Annotated in this window: 16 protein-coding genes; 10 read left to right on the top strand and 6 right to left on the bottom strand. The window is 73.1% G+C overall.

All coding sequences use genetic code 11. The annotated features are described in order from the left end of the window. Positions 1-134 precede the first annotated feature (134 nt). Complete coding sequence (locus tag IAG42_RS02445; protein ID WP_188341144.1) at positions 135-1448, top strand: hypothetical protein; 1314 nt, start codon at positions 135-137, stop codon at positions 1446-1448. On the opposite strand, the gene IAG42_RS02440 is transcribed toward IAG42_RS02445, so the two are convergent. Both IAG42_RS02440 and IAG42_RS02435 read right to left on the bottom strand, forming a co-directional pair. After that, on the bottom strand, positions 1420-2997 hold the full coding sequence (locus tag IAG42_RS02440) for a long-chain-fatty-acid--CoA ligase (protein WP_188335344.1): 1578 nt from the start codon (positions 2995-2997) through the stop codon (positions 1420-1422). The two genes, IAG42_RS02445 and IAG42_RS02440, sit on opposite strands and share 29 nt — an antisense overlap. Continuing rightward, positions 2994-4016 carry a TauD/TfdA family dioxygenase gene (locus IAG42_RS02435; RefSeq protein ID WP_188335343.1) on the bottom strand — a complete coding sequence of 341 codons (1023 nt, stop codon included), beginning with the start codon at positions 4014-4016 and terminating at the stop codon, positions 2994-2996. Before IAG42_RS02435 ends, IAG42_RS02440 begins: the two co-directional genes overlap by 4 nt. 167 nt (positions 4017-4183) lie before the next feature. Here IAG42_RS02435 and IAG42_RS02430 point away from each other — a divergent pair, with 167 nt between their 5' ends. The 7 genes from IAG42_RS02430 (at position 4184) to IAG42_RS02400 (ending at position 12191) form a co-directional block, all read left to right on the top strand. After that, entirely contained in the window at positions 4184-5206 is a 1023-nt protein-coding gene (locus tag IAG42_RS02430) for an AraC family transcriptional regulator (protein WP_188335342.1), read from the top strand. 200 nt (positions 5207-5406) lie between these two features. After that, positions 5407-6465: a BKACE family enzyme gene (locus IAG42_RS02425; protein WP_188335341.1), complete on the top strand. Its 1059-nt coding sequence runs from the start codon at positions 5407-5409 to the stop codon at positions 6463-6465. Between the two features lie 25 nt (positions 6466-6490). Then, positions 6491-7462 carry a quinone oxidoreductase family protein gene (locus IAG42_RS02420; RefSeq protein ID WP_188335340.1) on the top strand — a complete coding sequence of 324 codons (972 nt, stop codon included), beginning with the start codon at positions 6491-6493 and terminating at the stop codon, positions 7460-7462. Between the two features lie 11 nt (positions 7463-7473). Continuing rightward, positions 7474-8355 (top strand): TauD/TfdA dioxygenase family protein, encoded by an 882-nt coding sequence (locus IAG42_RS02415; RefSeq protein WP_188335339.1) that lies wholly within the window; start codon positions 7474-7476, stop codon positions 8353-8355. Then, entirely contained in the window at positions 8339-9628 is a 1290-nt protein-coding gene (locus IAG42_RS02410; protein ID WP_223205822.1) for an MFS transporter, read from the top strand. The genes IAG42_RS02415 and IAG42_RS02410 overlap by 17 nt, the downstream gene beginning before the upstream one ends. Beyond that, complete coding sequence (locus tag IAG42_RS02405) at positions 9625-10227, top strand: RBBP9/YdeN family alpha/beta hydrolase (protein WP_188335338.1); 603 nt, start codon at positions 9625-9627, stop codon at positions 10225-10227. The genes IAG42_RS02410 and IAG42_RS02405 overlap by 4 nt, the downstream gene beginning before the upstream one ends. Then, positions 10224-12191: an acetoacetate--CoA ligase gene (locus IAG42_RS02400; protein WP_223205821.1), complete on the top strand. Its 1968-nt coding sequence runs from the start codon at positions 10224-10226 to the stop codon at positions 12189-12191. The genes IAG42_RS02405 and IAG42_RS02400 overlap by 4 nt, the downstream gene beginning before the upstream one ends. On the opposite strand, the gene IAG42_RS02395 is transcribed toward IAG42_RS02400, so the two are convergent. From IAG42_RS02395 to IAG42_RS02380, 4 genes are all read right to left on the bottom strand, one after another. Beyond that, positions 12164-12949 (bottom strand): SAM-dependent methyltransferase, encoded by a 786-nt coding sequence (locus IAG42_RS02395; RefSeq protein WP_188335336.1) that lies wholly within the window; start codon positions 12947-12949, stop codon positions 12164-12166. The two genes, IAG42_RS02400 and IAG42_RS02395, sit on opposite strands and share 28 nt — an antisense overlap. 116 nt (positions 12950-13065) lie before the next feature. After that, on the bottom strand, positions 13066-15018 hold the full coding sequence (locus IAG42_RS02390) for an APC family permease (RefSeq protein WP_188335335.1): 1953 nt from the start codon (positions 15016-15018) through the stop codon (positions 13066-13068). 186 nt (positions 15019-15204) lie between these two features. Beyond that, positions 15205-16425 (bottom strand): bifunctional class I SAM-dependent methyltransferase/NUDIX hydrolase, encoded by a 1221-nt coding sequence (locus IAG42_RS02385; RefSeq protein WP_394811179.1) that lies wholly within the window; start codon positions 16423-16425, stop codon positions 15205-15207. Further along, positions 16422-18422: an ABC transporter ATP-binding protein gene (locus tag IAG42_RS02380; protein ID WP_188335334.1), complete on the bottom strand. Its 2001-nt coding sequence runs from the start codon at positions 18420-18422 to the stop codon at positions 16422-16424. Before IAG42_RS02380 ends, IAG42_RS02385 begins: the two co-directional genes overlap by 4 nt. A gap of 306 nt (positions 18423-18728) precedes the next feature. On the opposite strand from IAG42_RS02380, the gene IAG42_RS02375 reads away from it, so the two are divergent. Together IAG42_RS02375 and IAG42_RS02370 are read left to right on the top strand one after the other, a co-directional pair. Beyond that, positions 18729-19907: an MFS transporter gene (locus IAG42_RS02375; RefSeq protein WP_223205820.1), complete on the top strand. Its 1179-nt coding sequence runs from the start codon at positions 18729-18731 to the stop codon at positions 19905-19907. 508 nt (positions 19908-20415) lie between these two features. Then, positions 20416-20859: a hypothetical protein gene (locus tag IAG42_RS02370; protein ID WP_188335333.1), complete on the top strand. Its 444-nt coding sequence runs from the start codon at positions 20416-20418 to the stop codon at positions 20857-20859. Positions 20860-20929 lie beyond the last annotated feature (70 nt).

Genomic DNA, 20929 nt, shown 5'->3' with positions numbered 1-20929 from the left:
GCGACCCATGACGAAACGCTGACGTCCGGCCCGGGAGACGTCCGGCGCACCGCCGCACGGCCTAGCGTGCCGGTGTGACCCGCACCGAACCCTCCGGCTCCCGTACCGAGTTCGCCACCGACCCCCGCCGCGACCTGCTCGACCTCGCCGCCGCGACGGCCGCGGCCCTGCTCGTGGTCGCGGCCGTGCTCGTGGGCCGGCACATCGAGGGGACGTACGGCACGCTGCACGTCGGCTGGCCGCCGCTGTACGCGAACTGGCTGCCCCACACCGGCCCCGGAACCGTCCCCGCCCTGGTGCTCGCGGGCCTCCTCGTGGCCTACGGCCCCGCCGTCGCCGCCCGCCTGCCCTGGCGGATCCTGCTGCCCGGCGCGTGGGCGGCGGCCACCGCCTGGATCCTGTCCCTCGCCCTCGTCGACGGCCGGCACCGCGGCATCGCCGTACGGCTCACCACTCGGTACGAATATCTCCAGTCCATCGACCGCTTCCACGACATCCCGGCCACCCTGCGGGACTTCACGCACCACATCCTGCTCGACTCGCCCGACCACTGGCCCGCCCACACCGCGGGCCACCCGCCGGGCGCCACGCTCACGTTCGTGCTGCTCGACCGGATCGGACTGCGCGGCGGCGGCTGGGCCGGCCTGTGGTGCGTCGTCGTCGGCGCCACCGCCTGCGTCGCCGTCCTCGTCGCGGTCCGCGCCCTGGCCGGAGAGGCCCTGGCCCGCCGCGCGGCCCCGTTCCTCGTCGCCGCCCCCGGCGCCGTGTGGATGGGCGCGTCCGCCGACGCGTACTTCGCGGCCGTCGCCGCCTGGTCCGTCGCCCTCCTCGCCCTCGCGGTCACCGGCCGCGGCATCGCCTGGGCCGCCGGCGCCGGTCTCCTCTACGGCCTCACCTGCTACCTCTCCTACGGACTCACCCTCGTCGCCGTCATCGGCGCGGCCGTCCTGGTGCTCGGCCGCCACGAGATCCGACGGCGCCCCGCGCTGCTCCTCCTGCTGCTCGCCGGATGCGCGGTCGTGCCGCTGGCGTTCACCCTCGCCGGCTTCGACTGGTGGGAGGCGTACCGGCTGCTCGTGACCCGCTACTACCAGGGCGCGGGCGGCATCCGCCCGTACGGCTACTGGGTGTGGGCCAACCTCGCCTGCACGGTCCTCATCGTCGGCCTGGCCGCGGTCGCGGGCCTGCGCCGCGCCGTGACCGCGCTGACCGACCGCACCGGACCACCGGCGACCCGCCGTCTGGCCCTGCTCGCCTCGGCCGGGCTGCTGGCCCTGCTGATCGCCGACCTGTCCGGCATGAGCAAGGCGGAGACGGAACGCATCTGGCTCCCGTTCTCCCTCTGGCTGCTCCCCGCCTGCGCCCTGCTCCCGCGCCCGCGCGCCTGGCTCGCCGCCCAGGTGACCCTGCCGCTGCTCGTCAACCACCTGCTCCTGACGGGGTGGTGACCGGCGCGCCGGTCCGGGAGACGTCGTCCTGTACGACGATCTCCCGCCGGAGGATCTTGCCCGTCGGTCCCTTCGGAAGGGTCGCGGCGATGCGCACGATCCGCGGGTACTTGTACGCGGCGACCCGTTCCTTCACGTAGGAGACGAGCGCCTCGGGTGCCGGGCCCGAGTCCGTCCGCAGGGTCACCACGGCCGCGACCTCCTCGCCCAGCTCCGGATGCGGCACCCCCACGACAGCGGCCTCCACCACCTCGGGATGGGTGTACAGGACCTCCTCGATCTCGCGCGGGTAGACGTTGTAGCCGCCGCGGATGATCAGGTCCTTCTTGCGGTCCACGACGAAGTGGTAGCCGTCCTCGTCGACGCGGGCCAGGTCGCCGGTGAGGAACCAGCCGTCCCGGAACGCGGCGGCGGTCGCATCCGGGCGCCGCCAGTACCCCTTCATGACGTTCTCGCCCCGGACCGCCAGCTCACCGACTTCACCCGGCCCGGTCGGCCGCCCGTCGGGGCCGAACAGACACAGCTCGACGCCCTCGACCGGCAGGCCGATCGAACCCGGCTTGCGCGGCCGGTCCGGCGGGTTGAAGCAGGCCACCGGCGACGTCTCCGACAGTCCGTAGCCCTCCAGGACCGTGACCCCGAGCTCGCGCTCGGCGGCGTGCAGCAGCTCCACGGGGAGCGAGGCGCCGCCCGAGACGCCGAGCCGCAGCCGGGGCAGGGCCGGGCCGACCCCCGCGCGCAGCAGCGCCGTGTACATGGTGGGGACGCCGAGGAAGACGGTGACGTCGTCGCGCCGCAGCGTCTCCAGGGCCCGGTCCGGCTGGAAGCGGGGGAGCAGGGAGAGCGCGGCCCCCGCCGCGGTCGCCGCGTTCAGGGCGCAGGTCTGGCCGAACGCGTGGAAGAGGGGCAGACCGCCGAAGAGGACGTCGTCCGGGGTGAGCCGGAGCAGGGTGCGGGCGGTCGTCAGGGCGTTGGTGACCAGATTGCGGTGGGTCAGTTCGGCGCCCTTGGGGGTGCCCGTGGTGCCCGAGGTGTAGAGGATGACCGCGGTGTCGTCGGCGGCCGCGCCCGCCGCAGCGCCTGCCGACGGGTCCTGCGCGCGCAGCAGTCCGTCCCAGGCGGGCGGATGCGCGACCAGGCACTCGGCGCCGGTCCGTGCGGCCGCGGCGGAGGCCTCGTCCGCTCCGGCCGGCGCGGCCACCAGGAGCCGCGCCCCGCTGTCCCGCAGCGCGAACTCCAGCTCGCCCGCCTTGAGCAGCGGGTTCAGCGGCACCACCACGGCCCCGGCGTACAGGGTGCCGTAGTAGACGACCGGGAAGCGCAGGACGTTCGGCAGCGCCACCGCCACCCGGTCGCCGGGGCGCAGCCCGCGCGACCGCAGCAGCGCCGCGAACCGTGCCGCCCGGTCGTCGAGCTGCGCGTACGTGAGCGAGGCCGTGCCTTCGCGGACCGCCGTACGGTCGCCGTGCGCGCGGGCGGACCGGGTGAGCAGCGCGGGCAGGGCGGACACGTTCGGAGGCTTCGGCACGGAGGGGCCAGGGGCGGTCATGCGGGTTCCTTTGCGTGGAAGGGGGAGCGGTGGGTGATCACGTCACGGGGCGGGACGCCGCCGCGCGTCCCGTGCGGGCCCCGGGCCGTGTCGCCCCAGAACTCTGCGGGCAGGTCCCGGGGCTGATGTGGCGTCAGCCACAGGCGCAGGGCGTCGGCGGTGGCCTCGGGCGCGGTCGCGCGGGGTGGCGTGAAGGCGAGCGTGTGCAGCACCGCGTGGTTGTCGAGCAGGAGGAGGTCGCCGGGGGAGAGGTCGAGGTCCAGGCGGAGGACCGGGGACGCGGCGGCCGCGTCGAGGAGGTCGAACAGCGCGATGTCCTCGTGGGTCAGGCGCGGCACATCGGGCCGGGCCTGCGCCGCCTCGATCCGGTGACGGTCGTAGCGGAGGCTGAAGTGCCGCTCCGTGCGGTGGGCGAGGGGCGTGGCCAGGGCGGGCAGCCGCGGGCCGCGATCCAGGTGATGGGTGCGGTAGAGACGGTCGAGCAGTTCGGGCCCGCGGTCGAGCACGGCGTTGTGCAGCGCCGCCGAGCTGACCAGGGACGCCCGCGCGGGACGCAGGCACAGCAGGGCCGTCGTGTCCGCGTCGTCGGTGCGGAACGCTCCGGGGGAGGCGGCGGGCGGACCGGCCGCGGGCAGGCGGCCCAGCATGTGGCCCGTCACGTCCTGCGAGACCGGTGTGCCGAGATGCCGGCCGAGCCCCCACAGCAGCTGCTCCCGCTCGGCCGGACGGAAGCCCTCCACGGGGATGCGCCGTACGACCGCCACCCCGCACCTGTGTGTCAACTCATGGGCTGTCGCCTGGAGTTCGGTGTGCCAGGCAGGTGCAGGGAACTGTGCGGCGGTCACCCGGAGCATCGGTGTGCCCCGGGTGCGGACCGTGCGCACGGCGGTGGCGAGCTCGGCGAGCTGCCCGGGGGTCGGGCGGCGCAGCCAGGCTCCGGATGCGGCGAGATCCGACCCTGTCCACACTGCGGGGCCGTGGCAGGGAAGTGCGCGGGCGGCGGCTGACGAGGGGCCCACGGCCGGCTCCTTTCGAGGGGCGTCGGGGTGGTGCCACGCTAGGTCACGGTCTGTCGCATCGCTTGACCTCACGGGGCAGATGACTTATCAGTTGGGGACAGGTCCCGCACGGAGCGTCCGCTCCGTGCGGCAGGACCGAGATCCAGGACCGAGCCCCGGAGCGCCCGATGAAGCCCCTGGTCCGCAACGCCGCGCTGAGCAGCTACGTCGAGCTCGGCCAGTCCGTCGGCATCGACCCGCGCGCCCTCATGAAAAGAGTGGGCCTCGACCCCGTGGGCCTCGCCGCCCAGGACCGCTGGGTGTCGGGCGACGCCGTCACCCGACTCCTCGAACTCGCCGCCGCCACCGCCCGCCGCGAGGACTTCGGGCTGCTCCTCGCCGAGCGGCGCCGCTTCGCCAACCTCGGCCCCATCAGCCTGGTTCTGCGCGAGGAACCCGACGTGCGCAGCGCCCTCGCCCTCCTGGTGCGCCACGAGCGCATGTACAACGAGATGCTCCGCAGCCGCCTCACCGAGGCCGCCGGTCTCGCCACGGTGCGGGTCGGTCTCGAACTCGGCGAGTTCCACGAGTCGCGCCAGGCCGTCGAGCTGGCCGTCGGCACGTTCATCGGTTTCCTGCGCGAGTTCCTCGGCCCGCGCTGGCAGCCCGTCTCCGTGTGCTTCACCCACGCCGCACCCCGGGACCTCACCACCCATCGCCGACTCCTGGGCCCCGTGGTCGAGTTCGACCGGGAGTTCACCGGCATCGTCCTCTACGCCTCCGAGCTCGACACCCCGAACAAGCTCTCCGACCCGCTCCTGCGCGACTACGCCCGCCAGTACTTCGAGTCCCTCGCCGTCACCACGGACACGACGGAACTGGACCGGGTCCGTGAACTCATCGAGGTGCTGCTGCCCACCGGGCGCTGCTCCGTCGAGCAGGTGGCGGGCAGCCTCGGCGTCGACCGCAGGACCGTCCACCGGCACCTCGCCACGACCGGCGAGACCTTCTCCGGACTCGTCAACGCCACCCGCACCCAGCTCGCCGAGCAGCTCGTCGCCAACCCGAGCCGCTCGCTCACCGAGATCTCCGGCCTCCTCGGCTTCTCCGCGCCGAGCGCCTTCTCCCGCTGGTTCCGCGAGCAGTTCGGCACCAGCGCCCGGGACTGGCGCGCCCGGCACGCGGCCGGCGCCGACCCGTCCGCCGACTGAGCCTCTCCCTGACCTGTCCCGAACGGGCAAGTCTTGTGTCTCCATGGGTGAAGCGCGGCCGGTAACCCGCTCTTAACGTGGCGGTACCGCGAGCGACACCGAAGCAGTCACCACCCGGTGTCCCCGCCTCCACCACGCGTCGGGCCCGGCCGCGACCGTTTCCGGCGCCACCGCCCGCCGCCCCGTTCCAGGAGACAGCCATGCACTTCCTCGACGACTCCCTGCTGCCCGAGAACCAGGAGAAGCTGGTCATCCAGGCCGCTCCCTACGGCCCCGAGTGGCTGCCCGGCGACGCCGACGACCTGCCCCTGACCATGGACGAGCACGTCCAGGCCGCCGTCGACTGCTACAACGCGGGCGCCACCGTGCTCCACATCCACGTCCGCGAACTCGACGGACACGGCTCCAAGCGCATGTCCAAGTTCAACGAGCTCATCGGCCGGCTGCGCGAGGCCGTGCCCGACATGGTCCTGCAGATCGGCGGATCCATCTCCTTCGCCCCCGAGGACGAGGGCTCCGAGGCCAAGTGGCTCAGCTACGACACCCGCCACCTGCTCGCCGATCTCGACCCGCGCCCCGACCAGGTGACCATCGCCATCAACACCAGTCAGATGAACATCGTCGAGATCATGACCGACGACGACCTGGCCGGCACCTCCATCGCCAAGCCCGACTACTACAAGGCCTACCGCGACATGGTGGTCGAGGCGGGCCCCGACTTCTACCTCGAACACCTGCGGCGGCTGCGGGGCAATGGCATTCAGCCGCACTTCCAACTCGCCACCCTGGCCCAGCTGGAGACCGTGGAGCGCCTCATCCGCTGCGGCGAGTACACCGGCCCGCTCGTCCTCAACTACGTGGCGATCGGCGGCGGTTTCGCCGGCCGCCACCCCGCCGACCTCATCGAGTTCGTGCGCCGCGTCCCCGACGGCGCCGTCCTCACCATCGAGTCCTCCATGCGCGCCGTCGCCCCCATGAACGCCATCGCGATCGCCCTCGGCGTCCACGTCCGCGTCGGCAACGAGGACAACCTGTGGGCCCGCAAGGGCGAGCGGATGAGCTCCGTGCGCCAGGTCGAGCAGATGACACAGATCGCGCACACCCTCGGCCGCGACGTCGCCACCGGCGCCGAGGCCAAGGAGATCTACCACATCGGCGAGTACTACACGGACACCGACGAGACCCTCGCCCGGCTCGGCATGGTCCCCAACCGGCGCCCCGGGCAGCGCGGCTTCATGCTCCGCGACACCCCCCGCTGACCCGCCGGACCCAGGGAGAACCCTCATGGCCCACGCCATCCGCTTCCACGAGACCGGCGGCCCCGAGGTCCTGCGCCTCGAGAGCGTCACCGTCGGCGACCCCGGCCCCGGCCAGGTCCGCGTCCGGCACGAGGCCGTCGGCCTCAACTTCGCCGACACCTACTTCCGTACGGGCCTGTACCCGGCCCCGCTCCCCGCGGGCCTCGGCGTCGAGGCCGCCGGCGTCGTAGAAGCCGTCGGACCCGGCGTCACCCACCTCGGCCCCGGCGACCGCGTCACCTACACCGGCAGCCCGCTCGGCGCCTACAGCACCGCCCGCGTCATGGACGCCGGACCCCTGATCAAGCTGCCCGACGGCATCGACTGCGAGACCGCCGCCGCGATGACGATGCGCGGCCTCACCGCCTCCTACCTGCTGCGCCGCATCCACCCCCTGAAGCCCGGCGACACGATCCTGCTGCACGCCGCGGCCGGCGGCGTCGGCCTCATCGTCTGCCAGTGGGCCAAGCTCCTCGGCCTCACCGTCATCGGCACCGTCTCCACCGAGGAGAAGGCCGCCCTCGCCCGCGCCCACGGCTGCGACCACACCGTCCTGTACCGCAAGGAGGACGTCGCCGAACGCGTGCGGGAGATCACCGGCGGCGAGGGCGTCACGCTCGTCCTCGACAGCATCGGCAAGGACACCGTCGAGGGATCGATGGCCTCGCTGCGCCGCCGCGGACTCCTCGTCTGCTTCGGCACCGCCTCCGGCGTCCCGCCCCTCGACGCGATGAAACTCGCCGTCCACGGCTCCCTGTTCGTGACCCGCCCGGCCCTCGCCGACTACATCGCGGACCCCGCCGAACGCGACGCGCTCGCCGGTGAACTCTTCGACCACGTCACCGAAGGCCGTATTCGTATCCGCATCGACCAGCGCTACGCACTGACGGACGCGGTGGCCGCCCACCGCGCCCTGGAGTCCGGTCTCACCACCGGCTCCTCCGTCCTGATCCCCTGAGGAGCGCGCACATGACGCAGACGCCCACCGCCGTCCGCACCCGGATCGACGCGGAGCCCCTGACCTGCACCCTCGGCGCCCAACTGCACGGCGTCCAGCTCGCCGACGCCGTCCACGACGACGCCCTGTTCGCCGAGATCAGGCAGCTCCTGCTCCGCCACAAGGTGCTCTTCCTGCGCGACCAGAACCTCAGCCGCGCCGACCACGTCGCCTTCGCCTCCCGTCTCGGCCCGCTGGAGGACCACCCCGTCCTCGGCAGCGACCCCGACCACCCGGGACTCGTCCGCATCTACAAGGACCTCGACAGCAAGCCCGAGCACTACGAGAACGCCCTGCACTGCGACGCCACCTGGCGCGAACGCCCGCCCATGGGCGCCGTCCTGCGCTGCGTCGAGACCCCCGAGGTCGGCGGCGACACCATCTGGGTCGACATGGCCGAGGCCTACCGCCGACTCCCCGAGCACATCCGCACCCAGATCGCCGGCCTGCGCGCCCGCCACAGCATCGAGGCCAGCTTCGGCGCCGTGATGCCGCCGGAGGAACGCCACCGGCTCAAGGAACGCTATCCGGACCCCGAACACCCGGTGGTGCGCACCCACCCCGAGACCGGCGAGAAGATCCTCTTCGTCAACGCCTTCACCACCCACTTCGTCAACCACCACACGCCCGAGAACGTGCGCTTCGGCCAGGACCACGCCCCCGGCGCCAACCTCCTGATGAACTACCTGATCAGCCAGGCCGCCGTCCCCGAGTACCAGGTCCGCTGGCGCTGGACGCCCGACAGTGTCGCCATCTGGGACAACCGCTCCACCCAGCACTACGCGGTCCAGGACTACTGGCCCGCCGTCCGCAAGATGGAGCGCGCCGGGATCGCCGGTGACCGGCCCGAGTGAGCGGAGGACCCGCGGCTACGCGTGGGTCGTGTTCGGCCTCAGTTTCGGCCTGCTGCTCTCCGACTACATGTCGCGGCAGGTCCTCAACGCGGTGTTCCCGCTGCTGAAGGCCGAGTGGATGCTCTCCGACGCCCAACTGGGCTCGCTGAGCGGGATCGTCGCCCTCATGGTCGGCGTGCTCACCTTCCCCCTGTCCCTGCTCGCCGACCGCTGGGGCCGCGTCCGCAGCCTCGTCCTCGCCGCCGTCGTGTGGAGCCTCGCGACCCTGGGCTGCGCCGTCGCCGCGAGCTACGGCCAGATGTTCCTCGGCCGGTTCATGGTCGGCGTCGGCGAGGCCGCCTACGGCAGCGTCGGTGTCGCCGTCGTGATCAGCGTGTTCCCCGCGACCCTGCGGGCCACGCTGTCCGGCGCCTTCATCGCCGGCGGCGCCTTCGGCTCCGTCCTCGGCGTCTCCATCGGCGGCGTCATCGCCCAACACCTCGGCTGGCGCTGGACGTTCGCGATCATGGGTCTGTTCGGCCTCGTGCTCGCCGCCGTCTACAGCGTGGTCGTCACCGAACGCCGACTCGCCCGCGCCTGCCGCGAACAGGGCAACCCGCCGGGCGCGCAGGGCCCCGTCCGGTCCCTCCTGCCCCGCCTCTTCTCCTCCGTGTCCGTACGCTGCGCCTACATCGGCAGCGGACTGCAGATGTTCCTGGCCATGTCCCTGCTCGCCTGGATGCCCAGCTACCTCGACCGCTCCTACGGCCTGTCCACCGACAAGGCCGGACTCGTCGCCGGAATCTTCGCCCTCATCACCGGGATCGGCATGATCGGCGGCGGCCTGGTCAGCGACCGGCTCGGCCGCCGGGGCGGCCGGCACAAGTGGACCCTCGCGGTCCTGTGCAGCACCGGATCCCTCGTCCTGCTCGGGATCGGCTTCCAACTCCCCACAGGGATCGGCCAGTTGCTGCTCATCGGCGGCGGGACCCTGCTCTCCAACGCCACCGCCGGACCCGCCGCCGCCATGGTGGTGAGCCTGACCCCGCCGGCCGTCGTCGCCACCTCGATGGCGACCCTCACCCTGGCCAACAGCCTGATCGGCCTCGCGCCCGGACCCGCCGTCACCGGCATGCTCGCCGACCACATCGGACTGCACGCCGCACTCGGCGTCATCCCGTTCGTCTCCCTGGGCGCCGCCCTGGCCTTCGCCCTCGGCCGCCGCCACTACGCCGCGGACCTCCTCCCGGCCGCCCCGGCCGCACCCCGTACGAAGACGGAGCTCCCCACATGACCCCCGATCCGACAACCGCTCCCACGGTCGTGTTCGTCCCCGGACTGCGCGACCACGTCCCCGACCACTGGCAGACCCGCCTCGCCGCCCGCATCCCCGGATCGGTGACCGTCCCGCCGCTCACCGAGGCACGGCTCAGCCGCGCCGCCCAGGTCGCCGCCCTCGACGCGGCGGTGACCTCGGTCGCCGGGCCCGTCGTCCTCGTGGCCCACAGCGCCGGCGTCCACACCACCGTCCACTGGGCCCTCACCCACGACGACCGCCCGGTCCTCGGCGCCCTGCTCGCCACCCCGCCCGACTTCGACACCCCGCTGCCCGAAGGCCACCCCGACCCGGAGACCCTGCGCGCCCACGGCTGGCTGCCCGTCGCCCGCGCCCGGCTGCCCTTCCCCGTCATCGTCGCCGCCAGCACGAACGACCCCCTGGCCCGCCCCGAGAAGGTCGCCGCCCTGGCCGCCGACTGGGGCGGCCGCCTCGTCGGCATCGGCCCCGTCGGCCACCTCAACCCCGCCTCGGGCCACGGAGAATGGCCGCAGGCCGCGCGGCTCCTCGAAGAGCTCGGCTGTCCCGTCCCCACCGGACGGGAGGCGGTGAAGTGACCGCGGCGGACTCCAACATCGCCGACTTCCAGGCCTGGCTGCGCCGCGAACGCGGGCTCGCCCACGCCGACTACGCCGCCCTGTGGCGCTGGAGCACCGACGACCTGCCCGCCTTCTGGTCCGCCGTGTGGGAGTACTACGGCCTGGACCGCGTCAGCCCCTACGAGGAGGTGCTCGCGGACGCGACGATGCCCGGCGCGTCCTGGTTCACCGGCGCCCACCTCAACTTCGCCCGGCAGTGCCTGACCCGCTCCGACGCCACCCGGCCCGCCGTCATCGCCGTCTCCGAGACCGGCGCGCCCGAACACCTCTCCTGGGAGCGGCTGCGCGCCGAGGTCGCGGGCGTCGCCGCCGGACTGCGCGACCTCGGCGTCGGACCCGGCGATTGCGTCGCCGGCTACCTGCCGAACGTGCCGCACGCCGTCGTCGCGCTCCTCGCCACCGCCGCCGTCGGCGCCACCTGGACCGTCTGCTCCCCGGACTTCGGCACCGCAGGCGTCCTCGACCGATTGCGCCAGGCCGCACCGAAGGTGCTGTTCTCCGCCGACGGCTACCGCCACGGCGGCAAGGAGTACGACCGGCGGCCCCAGACCGCCGAACTCCTCGCGGGACTGCCCACGGTCCGCCATCTGGTCGCCGTCGACCGCCTCCACAGGTCCGCGGCCGGACCGGCCTGGTCGGACCGGAAGGACGTGACCCAGCACCCCTGGCCCGCCCTCGCCGGCCGCGACGCCCCGCTCGTCTTCGCCGACGTCCCCTTCGACCACCCGCTGTGGATCCTGTGGTCCTCCGGCACCACCGGCGTCCCCAAAGGCATCGTCCACGGCCACGGCGGCATCGTCGTCGAACTGCTCAAGGCGCTCGGCCTCGGCGTCGGCCTGCGCCCCGACGACCGCTACCTCTTCCACACCTCCACCAGCTGGATGGTCTGGAACTTCATGGTCGCCGGACTCCTCCACGGCAGCACGATCGTCCTCTACGACGGCAGCCCCACCCACCCCGACGTCGACGGGGTCTGGCGCATCGCCGAACGCACCGGCGCCACCGTCGTCGGCGTCGGGGCCGCCTATCTCACCGCGGGCGAGAAGGCGGGCGCCCACCCGGCCTGCGACCTCGGCCTCGGCGCCCTGCGCACCGTCCTGCAGACCGGCTCGGCCATGCCCGACAGCACCTGGCACTGGGTCCGCGACAGGCTCGCGCCCGGCGCCCGGCTCCAGTCGATCTGCGGCGGCACCGACATCTGCTCCGTCCTCGCCGGCGACTCGGCCCTGCTGCCCGAACACACCGGGCGGCTCTCCGGACCGGCCCTCGGCGTCGCCCTCGACGCCTGGGACCCGGACGGCAGGCCGGTCGTGGGGGAGCAGGGCGAACTCGTCGTCACCGCCCCGCTGCCCTCGATGCCGCTCCACTTCCTCGGCGACACCGACCACCGCCGCTACCGGGCCGGGTACTTCGACGTGTACCCGGGCGTCTGGCGGCACGGCGACTGGATCACCCTGCACCCCGACCTGTCCGTCGAGGTCGCCGGACGCTCCGACGCCACCCTCAACCGCATGGGCGTGCGCATGGGCTCCGCCGACCTGTACGCCGTCGTCGAACGGCTGCCGCGCGTCGCCGACAGCCTCGTCATCGGCGCCGAACTCCCGGGCGGGGGCTACGCGATGCCCCTGTTCGTCGTGCCCGCGCCCGGCGAGTCCTTCGACGACGACCTCCGCGACGAGATCGTCGCCGCGATCCGCCGACACCTCTCACCGCGGCACGTCCCCGACGTGATCGTCCCCGTCGAGGCCGTGCCCCGCACCCTCACCGGCAAGAAACTGGAGGTGCCCGTCAAACGCATCCTCCAGGGCGCCCGCGCCGCCGACGTCGTCGCCGAGGGTACGGTGACCCGCCCCGACCTGCTGCCCTGGTTCGCGGAGTTCGCCGCGAGGTCCGGCTACGGAACGCGCGCCACGCCCACGTAGAAACCGCTCAGCTCCTCGGCCGGCGCGGGCTCGGACCGGTACCACTTCGTCGCGGTCACCAGTCCGGGCTCGACCAGCTCCAGGCCCTCGAAGAACGGCTCGACCTCGGCGCGGGTGCGCATCCGCAGTGGGATCTCGCCCTTGCGGTACGTGTTCTTCACCGAACTCGCCAGGTGCGGGTGCTCGTCGGTGGTGCCGTGGGAGAGGACCAGGTAGCTGCCGGAGGGGAGGGCGTCGACGAGCGTGCGCGTCAGGCCGTACGGGTCCTCGTCGTCCGTGATGAAGTGCATCAGCGCGATCATCGACAGGGCGATCGGCCGCTCGAAGTCGAGGAAAGTACGGGCGTGGTCGAGGATGCCCCGCGGGTCACGGACGTCGGCCTCGATGTAGTCCGTGGCCCCCTCCGCGCTGCTCACGAGGAGCGCCTCCGCGTGCCGCAGCACGATCGGGTCGTTGTCCGTGTACGCGACCCGGGCCGACGGCACGATCTTCTGCACGATCTGGTGCAGGTTCGGCTTCGTCGGGATGCCGGTGCCGATGTCGAGGAACTGGTCGATGCCGCTCTGCGCGAGCCACGCGGCGGCGCGGTGCATGAAGGCGCGGTTGCGCATCGCGTTGTTCCGCGCCTCGGCGGGCAGCTTCTCCGCCACTTCCTGGTCGACCGGGTAGTTGTCCTTGCCGCCCAGGAGCCAGTCGTAGACACGGGCCGGGTGGGGCTTGCTCGTGTCGATACGGCTCGGCGAAGACGGTGCCGTCATGTCGGACTCCAGCGTGTACTCGGACGGTGAAGGACCCGGCGATTATGTCATTGGCCAGGCCCTTGCGCAGAGTTGTCGCCGGCCGGTCGGACGGCCGGCGACAACTCCGCTTCCACTCAGCCGACGTGGACGCGCGGGCGCAGTTCGCGGTCCGGCTCCGCCTCGCGCAGCACCTCGCGGGTGACGGGGGCGATTTCGCCCTGGCCGAAGAGGAAGAAGCGGAGGAAGTTGGCGAAGGGGTTGCCTTCGGTCCATTCGAAGTAGATGTGGGGGCGGACGCCGGTGAGGTCGCGGGCGTGGAGGAGGAGTGCGGCGAGGCCGTTGGGGACGGAGGAGGCTTCGACGGTGAGGACGCGGAAGCGGTCGTGGAGGACTTCGCCGCGGACGGTGAGGCCGGCTTCGAACTCGGAGGGGTCGGTGATGGTGACCTCGACGAAGACGAAGTCCTCGGTGCCGGGGATGTCGTTGTCGGCGCGGATCTGGTCCTTCTTCGCGCGGTATTCGTCGGCGTCGCGGTTGTCGGGTTCGTTGGCGATGAAGCGCGGGGTGCGCTTGCAGATGTCGCGGATGAAGCGTTCGGCCATGTCGTCGAGTTCGACGTGGGTGACGCGGAGTTCGAAGGCGCGGCCGAGGCGGGACAGGAGCGAGATGAGCATGATGCCGGCGATGAAGCAGGCGCCGATCTTCACGCCGTCGGGGCGTTCGATGATGTTGACGACGGTGGTGTAGAGGAAGACGGCGGCGATGATGCCGAAGCCGATGGTCCAGCCGCGTTGGCCGGCTTTGTTCGCGGCGATGGTGACGGCGATGGCGGCTGAGCAGATGAGGACGAGGACGCCGGTGGCGTAGGCGCCGCCCTGGGCGTCGACGTTGGCGTCGAAGAGCCAGGTGACGAGGAACGCGACGAGGATGAAGACGATGACCATGGGGCGCACCGCGCGGGCCCAGTGCGGGGCCATGCCGTACTTGGGCAGGTAGCGGGGCATGAGGTTGAGCAGGCCTGCCATGGCGGAGGCGCCGGCGAACCACAAAATGAGGATCGTCGAGATGTCGTAGACGGTGCCGAAGGAGTTGCCGAGGTACTCGTGGGCGAGGTAGGCGAGGGCGCGGCCGTTGGCCTTGCCGCCCGCCTCGAACTCGTTCTGCGGGATCAGGACCGTCGTGATGAAGCTCGTGCAGATGAGGAAGACGCTCATGATGAGCGCGGCCGTGGTCAGCAGCTTCTTCGTGTCCCGGATCCGGCCGGCGGGGTTCGCCTCGGTGTCGCTCGCGTCGCCCTTGACGTGGGGCATGACGGCGACGCCGGTCTCGAAGCCGGACAGGCCGAGGGCGAGTTTGGGGAAGACGACGAGGGCGACGCCGATCATGACGAAGACGTTGCCGTGTTCCTGGGTGAGGGCGCTGGTCCAGTCGGTGACGACGTGTTCCGCGGTGACGACGTGCCACAGGCCGGTGACGACCACGACGACGTTGAGCGCGAGGTAGATGCCGACGAGGGCGGCGGCGACGCCGATCGCTTCGAGGAAGCCCTTGAGGAAGACCGCGCCGAGGAGCGCGATGAGGATCATCGTGATCAGGACCTGCTTGTCGTGCAGGGCTGATTCGAGGTGGGGGTTCTCGACGAGGTGGGTGGAGGCGTCGGCGGCGGAGAGGGTGATGGTGATGAGGAAGTCGGTGGCGGCGAAGCCGAGGAGGGTGAGGACGAAGAGTTTGCCCTTCCAGAAGGAGAGCAGTCGCGACAGCATCGCGATCGAGCCCTCGCCGTGGGGGCTCTCCTCGGCGACGCGGCGGTAGACGGGCAGGGCGCCGGCGAGGGTGACGATGACGAGGACGATGGTGGCGACGGGGGAGAGGAGTCCGGCGGCGAGCGCGGCGATGCCGGGCTGGTAGCCGAGGGTGGAGAAGTAGTCGACGCCGGTCAGGCACATGACGCGGTACCAGGGCTGGCCCTGGTGTTCGGTGCCGGTGTCGGGCTTGGGGACGGACGGGCGGCCCTTGCCCATGTCCGACAGGCCCTCCAGCATCCAAGCGCGCAGGCGCCCGCCGCGCGCGGAGTCGGTCGTGGACATGGATGCTCCTGGGGCTGCGGGAAAAGGGGGGACGGACCGCAGCGCGCACACCCGCACCGACGGTCGAGTCAGCGTAAGCAGCCCCGACCGGTCCGTCCCCGCTCCCGGCGTCAGGGAAGCGTCAAGATCCCTCGGAGAGACGTCGTGTGCCTCACATTCCCGCCCTCTCTGCTGGTAAGCGCCCCGTCACCTGCCGTTCCGGCCCCCTCCCGCGAAGGCTGTGAAGTGGGCCGGCGGATGGTCCAGGGGCAGGTCGGGGCGCCACGCGGTGAGGATCTGCGCCGAGCACTCGAACAGGCCGTGCGGCAGCGCGTCGAGCGGCCACCAGGACCAGTCGCCGACGCTCTCGCCCGGTCGCGTCCGCGGGGAGCCCCGCCAGGACGTCACGACCGCGCCGACCGTGACCCGTACGACGTCCTCGACCCGGTCGACGAGGGTGCCCAGCAGGTCGACGTCCCCCGGCTCGGCCATGAGCCCGGTCTCCTCACGCAGCTCCCGCACCGCCGTCTCGGCGAAGGACTCGCCCGGCTCGACGGTTCCGCCGGGCAGTTCGAGCGTGCCGCGGCGGTGCCGGCCGAGCAGCAGCCCCGCCTCGCCGAGCACGATCGTGCCCACCCCGATCGCCGCGTGCGGCACGGGCGCGCGGCGGCTGCGCGGACGGCTGGAGATCCGCACCTCCCCGGCGGGCAGGCGGCGGGCCCGGACGAGCGTGCAGACGACGGCATGGTCCGGATCGGGCGAGCTCAGAAGACCGGTCTCCTCGACGACGAACCCGTACGCGGACAGCAGGCTCGCCCATGCCTCACCCGTCAGCACCCAGGAGTCCAGCGGCAACGGCGTCATGCCGACCACCCCGAGCATCTCCTCGCGCGGGGCCACGGTCGCCGACGGGCCCACGCCGTGGACATTGGTGTGCAGGACGGAGAAGACGAAGGGGGCGCCCGGCGCGAGCGCGTCGCGCAGCGCGGGCAGCACCCGGTGCGGATCGATCCCGGCGAGCGTGCAGACCGCGTACGCCCCGTCGTACGGCCGCTCGGCGCGGCGCAGGTGCTCGACGACGTCGCCGTGGACGAAGGACACGCCGGGGACCTCGCCGAAGTGCGTGACCGCCCGCTCGTGCTGGGTCGGCGACAGTTCCACGGCGTCGATCAGAGCGCCGTGGGTCCGTGCCAGGTGCACGGCGTAGTGCCCGGCCCCGGAGCCGATGTCGACGAAGCGGCGCCCGGCGAGCGGCCCGAGGACCTCGTCGCCGGGACCCACCCCGTCCCAGAACCCCCAGCGCATCCGCTCCGGCACCGGCGGCATGTACTTCCGGCCGATCTGGTGACGTCCGTACGCGGTCCAGGCATCGGCGTTCGGAGACTGCGGGGAGTGCGGGGACACGGAACCTCCTGAGGGCGCGGTCATGCGGGGTCGGTGACGGCCGGGGCCGGCGGTGACGCGGGGTGCGGCACGGCGGGCGGGACGGGCGCGTACTGGTCGGCCTGGGCCGTGAACATCGCGGCGTAGCGGCCCCGCGCGGCGAGGAGCTCCGCGTGGGTGCCCTGCTCGGTCAGGCGGCCCTGGTCGAGGACGAAGATGCGGTCGGCGTGGCGGACGCCGGACATGCGGTGGGTGACCAGGACGACGGCCCGGTGCGGGGCGGCCAGACGGCGGATGCGGTCGAACGCCTCGATCTCGGCCTCGGGGTCGAGCGCCGAGGTCGGCTCGTCGACGACGAGGATGCTGTCGGCGGTCGACGTCGCGCTGCGCCAGTGCGTACGGGCCAGGCCCATCTTCTGCCACTCGCCACCCGACAGCTCGATGGCGCCGCGGAACATCCGGGCCAGCAGGCTCTGGAGGCCGTCGGGGAGCTTCGCCACGATCGGGCCCGCGCCCGCGTAGTCGAGCGACGGGCGCAGGTCCTCCGGCTCCGCCCGGTGCTCGGGGCGGCCGATCCGGACGTTCATCGCCGCCGTCACGGGCCAGCGCTGGAAGTCCTGCGTCAGCAGCGAGACCCGGCCGTAGACCTCCGCGCGGTCCAGATCCCGTACGTGCGCGTCGCCCCAGCGCACGGTCCCCTCCTGCGGCAGCAGCAGCCCGGAGAGGATCTTCATCAGGGTGCTCTTGCCGGAGCCGTTCTCCCCGACGACCGCCGTCACCGACCCCATGGGAAGCGTGAGCGACACCTTGTCCAGGGCAGGGGCGTCGCGGTCCGGATAGCGGTAGGTGACCGCGTCGAGCGCGATCTCCGCGACCCGCTCGGGCAGCGGCGCCCCACCGGTCGGGATGGCACGCTGCGCCGCCTCCGTCAGGAAGCGGGAGTGGTCGCGCACGTAGAGGGACTCCTCGTGGAGCTGGTTCACGTTCATGACGAGCGCGCCGAGACTGGCCGAACCCGAACGGACCGCGATCACCGCCGTGCCCGCCACCGCCAGGCCCATGCGCCCGCTCATGATGAGCCAGATCATCGCCCCGTACGTGGCGGCCGTCGCCAGGCCCGACAGCGCCGACGCGACCCATTCCGTGACGGCCTTGCTCGTCGCGAGACGCTCCTGCTCCGCCTCCGCGCTGCGGGCCATGCCCCGGTAGCGGTCGAGCAGGAACGGACCCACGGCGTGGATGCGGACCTCCTGCGCCGCCGTCCGCTCCGTGAGCAGGTTGCCGATCAGCCGGCTGGCCCGGACGTGCTCGATCCAGCTCATCATCGACACGTACCGCTCCTGCGCGACCCGCATCGCGCCCCAGCCGCGCGGCGCCGCGATGACCAGGAGCATCGGCAGCAGCGCCGGATGCAGCACGGTGAGCACACCGGCCGTGGCGATCAGGGAGATCGTGCTGTTCAGCGCCGACACGCAGCAGCTGATCATGCGGCGCGCGGAGGCCGCCCCGTACTGCGCGATGTCGATCAGGCGGCGGAACTCCGGGTCGTCGATCGCCTCCAGCTCGACCGCCGTCGCCGCCGCCAGGTACTGCGTCGTCGCGATCCGCTCGACCAGCGGTTCGAGCCGGCCGGCCTGCGCGGTGGACCAGCCGGCCAGCGCGGAGTTGACGACGGCGACCGCCGCGGCGGCGAGCAGACCCGGCAGCAGCGCGTGCAGCCGCTCGGTGGCCGTGCCGTCGCCCAGCAGCGCGTGCATCACGGCGTTGACCGCGAGCAGCCCGACGGCCGCGGCCACACCCTGCCCGATCTCGCTCAGCGCGACGACGAACAGGGCCCGCCGGTCCGCGTTCCACGCCATGCGCAGGGCGGCCCCGACCAGCCCCGGCATCTGGCGTAACGCGGAGCGCATCGTCAGGTCCAGGGTCGCGTTCTCGTGCCGGGACCAGCCCATGTCGTAGCGCAACGGTCCGCCGAACAGCTCCCGTTCGGCCTCCGACACCCGCGGCTCGGCCGGCCGGACCTTCCCGAAGAATCTCTTCAACTCTCGCCCTCCCAGAGCATCGGCACCCGCGGTCAAGGAACCGTGAGGGCGCTATTTAAAGCGCGGATCCGTGGGTGTGGGGCGGCTCTGGGAACGCTGGGACGGGTGGGCCCGATGCGGTGCGTGGGGGGTGGTGAGGGGTGGATTCCGGGGGCGCGCGGCACGCGGAGTCCTCCGGGTGTGACACGGCTCCCTACGCTGCCGATGTATCGGGTGCGGTGTGGTGTCCGGGGGCCGCGAGGCGCCGGGTGCGCCGGGCACCGCCTCGTGGGTCGTTCGTCCCGGCGTCGGCGGATCGGAGATCCGGTGAGTGAAACGAAGGGTGCGGGGGCGGGGCGGCGCCGGACGGGGCCGCTGTACGCCGCGGGCTTCATCACCGCGTTCGGGGCGCACGGCATCGCCGCCAGCCTCGGCGCCGGGGACACGGACCTGGCGTCCTCCGTCCTGTACCTCGGTGTGCTCCTCGCCCTCTACGACGGCGCGGAGGTCGTCCTCAAGCCGGTCTTCGGCACCCTCGCCGACCGCGTCGGCCCCCGGCGCGTCCTCCTGGGCGGCCTCATCGCCTTCGCCCTCGCCTCCGCGCTCTACGTGGCCGTGCGCGACCCGGGCCGGCTGTGGGCGGCCCGCCTGGGCCAGGGCGCGGCGGCCTCCGCGTTCTCGCCGGCCGCGTCCGCACTGGTCGCCCGGCTCAACCCGCAGGCCGCACACGGGCGTGCCTTCGGCTCGTACGGCTTCTGGAAGAGCCTCGGATACACGGCGGGCCCCCTGATCGGCGGCGTGCTCGTGTGGCTCGGCGGGCTGACCCTCCTGTTCGCCGTGCTGACGGTGCTCGCGGTCGTGGTCACGGGCTGGGCACTGCTCGCGGTGCCCGTCGTGCCGCCGCTGCCCAAGCGCCGGCAGACCCTCGCGGATCTGGTCCGGCGGCTCACCGATGGGGTGTTCCTGCGGCCCGTCGCCGCGCTGGCCGCGGCGACCGCCGCCATGTCGGTCGGCGTCGGCTTCCTCCCGCTGTCCGGCCGGGCCGACGGTCTGTCACCCGTCGCCACGGGCGCGGTCGTCTCGGTCCTCGCGGCCTGCGCCGCGGTCGTGCAGCCGTGGGCAGGACGGGCGCTGGACGCGGGGCGCCTGAGCCCGCGGGGCGGACTGAGCGCGGGGCTCGCGGTGACGGCGGGCGGGCTGGCGGTGGCCGCACTGCCCGGGATCGCGGCGCTCGTGGGGGCGGCGGTGCTGATCGGGGCCGGGACCGGGCTGATCACACCCATCGGCTTCGCGGCACTGGCCGCGGCGACTCCCGAGGAACGGATCGGCCAGACGATGGGCGCGGCGGAACTGGGACGGGAACTCGGCGACGCGGGCGGCCCGTTGCTGGTGGCGTCCATCGCCGCGGGGGCCTCGCTGGGCTGGGGGTTCGGGGTACTGGCGTTGTGCACGGGGGCGCTGGCGCCGGTCGTGGTGGGGACGGGGAGGTGGAGGGTGGGGCGGTGAGGTACGCGTACGGGTGGCCGTTGCCGCCGGGTCGGCTCCTGCGGTGCCGCGGCAGGGGCCGGGCGGAGGTGCCGGGTGTGCCGCCGCCGTGGTGGGACTCGCCCGAGCGACGGAGCCGCGTCAGGCCGGGGCCCGGCCTTGGACAGCACCCCGGCACCGGGTGCGTACCCGGTTGCGTCGACCTGGCCTTGGGCAGTCTGCCGCCTGGGGCGGCACGGGTGGGCAAGGCGGCACCCCCGGCGCCGGGTGCGCGATTCATCAGGCTTCACCCAGCGCACAGCCGCCGTAGAGGCCGATCCGAGTTCCCGTGCGGGACCGGGTTCACCCGATCCGGCGATCATGGCCGACCGGCCCGGCGGCGCTCGCGCGTCCGGGAAGAGCCCCTTCCGGGACGACCGCACCCTTGGCACCGTTGAGGTCCGACCGATCCCGGCCCCGCCGCCGGGCGACCCGCCCCGACCGATCTTCACGCGCACTTTATGCGCTCACCCGATTACTCTCTGTCGTCATGAGGATCTCGCCCGCACGTCACGACAGGAGCCGCCCCGGTCACCGCACCGGCGCGATCCTCGCCGTGCTGCTGGCCGCCCTCGTCCATCTCCTGTGCTGCGCCCACGGCCCCGTCGCCTCCGCCGCCGGCCGCGCCGACACGATCACAGCCGTCGCGCCCGCCCCGTGCGGCCAACCCGCCGGACCCCACGCGCACTTCGGCGACGACGCCCGCCACGACGGTCACCAGGACGGCGCACAGTGCTCGGGGACCGACGAGCCGAGCGTGCAGGCCCCGCGCGGCCTCCAGCCGGCCGCCGACCTCACCCCCGTCACCCTCCCCGGCGCGGACCTCGACCCGGCGGCCGAGCCCACCCCACGCAGACCGTTCGGGGACAGCGGCCCCCGCCTCGCCGCCCCCGCCGGACAGCAGAGGGCCCACCTGGGCATCTGGCGGACCTGACCGGCCCCGCGCCGTCCCGCCGGTCCTCCGCGGCACCCACCGCGCCCCCGCCAGGACGACGCCCCGGCCC

The sequence above is a fragment of the Streptomyces xanthii genome (assembly GCF_014621695.1).
Classification (GTDB): Bacteria; Actinomycetota; Actinomycetes; order Streptomycetales; family Streptomycetaceae; genus Streptomyces; species Streptomyces xanthii.
Note: the sequence above shows the minus strand (reverse complement) of the source record. Positions and strands in the feature narration are given on the sequence as shown.